General features: G+C 62.7%; 2 protein-coding genes and 1 pseudogene. All 3 read right to left on the bottom strand.

The features are described 5' to 3' along the window. Positions 1–1,025, bottom strand: a 1,025-nt coding sequence (gene tuf / locus WCB02_RS07040) for an elongation factor Tu (RefSeq protein ID WP_423957113.1), incomplete at its 3' end; no start/stop codon positions are given. 39 nt (positions 1,026–1,064) lie between these two features. Further along, on the bottom strand, positions 1,065–3,137 hold the full coding sequence (gene fusA, locus WCB02_RS07035) for an elongation factor G (protein WP_423957112.1): 2,073 nt from the start codon (positions 3,135–3,137) through the stop codon (positions 1,065–1,067). 36 nt (positions 3,138–3,173) lie between these two features. After that, a pseudogene (locus tag WCB02_RS07030) lies at positions 3,174–3,281 on the bottom strand (30S ribosomal protein S7); the annotation flags it as partial.

The following is a 3,281-nucleotide window of genomic DNA, read 5'->3' as shown; positions in this document are numbered from 1 at the left end:
CCGGTCACGTCGGTGGTGCGGAAGTAGAACTGCGGCCGGTAGTTGGTGAAGAACGGGGTATGACGACCGCCCTCCTCCTTGGTCAGGATGTAGGCCTCAGCCTTGAACTTGGTGTGCGGCTTGACCGAACCCGGCTTGCACAGCACCTGGCCGCGCTCGACTTCCTCACGCTTGGTGCCGCGCAGCAGCGCGCCGATGTTATCGCCGGCCTGGCCCTGATCGAGCAGCTTGCGGAACATTTCGACGCCCGTGACGATGGTCTTCTGGGTGTCGCGCAGACCGACGATTTCGATTTCCTCGCCGACCTTGACGATACCGCGCTCGACACGACCGGTGACGACCGTGCCGCGGCCCGAGATCGAGAACACGTCTTCCACCGGCATCAGGAACGGCTGGTCGATCGGACGCTCCGGCTGCGGAATGTAGGCGTCGACCTGCTTCATCAGCTCGAGGATCGCGTCGTGGCCGAGCTTCTTGTCGGAATCCTCGAGCGCGGCCAGCGCCGAACCCTTGACGATCGGAATGGTGTCGCCCGGGAATTCGTACTTCGACAGCAGCTCGCGGACCTCGAGCTCGACCAGCTCGAGCAGTTCCGGATCGTCGACCATGTCGCACTTGTTGAGGAACACGACCAGCGCCGGCACGCCGACCTGGCGCGCCAGCAGGATGTGCTCGCGGGTCTGCGGCATCGGGCCGTCGGCCGCCGACACCACCAGGATGGCGCCGTCCATCTGCGCCGCGCCGGTGATCATGTTCTTCACATAGTCGGCGTGGCCGGGACAGTCGACATGGGCGTAGTGCCGGTTCTTGGTCTCGTACTCGACATGCGCGGTCGAGATCGTGATGCCGCGCGCCTTCTCTTCCGGCGCCTTGTCGATCTGGTCGTACGCCGTGAACGTCGCGCCGCCGGTTTCGGCCAGGATCTTGGTGATCGCCGCGGTCAGCGACGTCTTGCCATGATCGACGTGACCGATCGTTCCGATGTTGCAGTGAGGCTTGTTACGTTCAAACTTTGCTTTGGCCATTTGACTCTCCGTTCAGTCGTTAGCTGCCGCCAACGACAATCAGGCAAACTTCTTCTGGACTTCCGCCGATACGTTCGCCGGCGCTTCCGCGTAATGGTCGAACTGCATCGTGAAGGTTGCGCGCCCCTGGCTCATCGAGCGCAGGTTATTCACGTAACCGAACATGTTCATGAGCGGCACCATCGCGTTGATGACGTTGGCATTGCCGCGCATGTCTTGACCCTGGATCTGCCCGCGCCGCGAGTTCAGATCGCCGATGACGGAGCCGGTGTAGTCTTCCGGCGTCACCACCTCGACCTTCATGATCGGCTCGAGCAGCACCGACTTGCCCTTCTGCAGCGCTTCGCGGAATGCCGCGCGCGATGCGATTTCGAAGGCCAGCGCCGAGGAGTCTACGTCGTGATACTTGCCGTCGACGAGTTGCACCTTGACGTCGACCACCGGGAAGCCCGCGACCACGCCGGAACTCATGACGCTGTTGAGGCCCTTTTCGACGCCGGGGATGTATTCCTTCGGCACCGCGCCGCCGACGATCTTGGACTCGAACTCATAACCCTTGCCGGGCTCGTTGGGCTCGACCACGATCGAGACTTCCGCGAACTGGCCGGTGCCGCCGGTCTGCTTCTTGTGGGTGTACTTCACCTCGGCGCGCTTGGTGACGCGCTCGCGGAAGGCCACCTGCGGCGCACCGATATTGGCGTCGACCTTGTAGGTGCGCCTCAGGATGTCGACCTTGATGTCGAGATGGAGTTCGCCCATGCCCTTCAGGATGGTCTGGCCGGACTCCTGATCGGTCGACACCCGGAACGACGGGTCCTCGGCGGCGAGCTTGGCCAGCGCGACACCGAGCTTTTCCTGGTCGGCCTTCGACTTCGGCTCGATCGCGATTTCGATCACCGGCTCCGGGAATTCCATCTTTTCCAGAATCACCTGCTTGTTCGGATCGCACAGCGTATCGCCGGTGCGCGCTTCCTTCAGGCCGGCAAGGGCGACGATGTCGCCGGCATAGGCTTCCTTGATGTCTTCGCGGTTGTTGGCATGCATCAGCAGCATGCGGCCGATGCGCTCTTTCTTCTCGCGGGTCGAGTTCACGACGCCGGTGCCGCTCGCAAGGATGCCCGAATAGATCCGGCAGAAGGTGATGGTGCCGACGAACGGGTCGTCCATGATCTTGAACGCCAGCAGCGCCAAGGGCTCCTTGTCGTCCGCCCTGCGCACGACTTCGTTGCCATCCTCGTCGATGCCCTTGATCGCGGGCACGTCGATCGGCGACGGCAGATAGTCGACCACGGCGTCGAGCAGCGGCTGCACGCCCTTGTTCTTGAACGCGGAGCCGCACAGCACCGGATAGAACGCGCCGGTCAGCACCGCCTTGCGGATCAGGCGCTTCAAGGTCGCTTCATCCGGTTCCTTGCCGTCGAGGAAGGCGGCCAGGGCGTCATCGTCGAGCTCGACGGCGGCCTCCACCATCTTCTCGCGATATTCCTTGGCCTGCTCGACCAGATCGTCGGGGATATCGACATAGTCGAACTTCGCGCCGAGCGATTCGTCGTTCCAGATGATGCCCTTCATCTTCACGAGGTCGACCAGACCCTTGAAGTTGTTCTCGGCGCCGATCGGAAGCTGGATCGCGATCGGCTTGGCGCCGAGGCGGTCGACGATGTCGGCGAGGCATTTGAAGAAGTCGGCGCCGGTCTTGTCCATCTTGTTGGCGAAGACGATGCGCGGAACCCGGTACTTGTCGCCCTGGCGCCAGACGGTTTCGGTCTGCGGCTCGACGCCCTGATTGGAATCGAGCACGCAGACGGCGCCGTCGAGCACGCGCAGCGAACGCTCGACCTCGATGGTGAAGTCGACGTGGCCGGGGGTGTCGATGATGTTCAGGCGCTTGCCGTTCCAGAACGCGGTGGTGGCGGCCGACGTGATGGTGATGCCGCGCTCCTGCTCCTGCTCCATCCAGTCCATCGTCGCGGCACCTTCGTGCACTTCGCCGATCTTGTGGCTCTTGCCGGTGTAATACAGGATGCGCTCGGTGGTCGTGGTCTTGCCGGCGTCGATATGCGCCATGATACCGAAGTTACGGTAGTCCTCGATGGCATGTTGGCGGGGCATGGGGTTATTCCTTTGAATTCCGTTCGTTTCGCCGGTTCACCAGCGATAGTGCGAGAAGGCGCGGTTGGCTTCCGCCATCCGGTGAACGTCTTCGCGCTTCTTTACGGCGTTCCCCCTGTTATTGGATGCATCGAGCAGCTCCGC

This window comes from Bradyrhizobium sp., from assembly GCF_049581145.1.
Lineage (GTDB): Bacteria > Pseudomonadota > Alphaproteobacteria > Rhizobiales > Xanthobacteraceae > Bradyrhizobium.
The sequence above is the reverse complement of the archived record's forward strand: the minus strand, read 5'-3'. Positions and strand labels throughout refer to the sequence as shown.

What these genes read in the sequence shown, in the direction of transcription:
- fusA (WP_423957112.1), bottom strand. Translation starts at nt 3,137, where the DNA reads ATGCCCCGCCAACATGCCATCGAGGACTACCGTAACTTCGGTATCATG.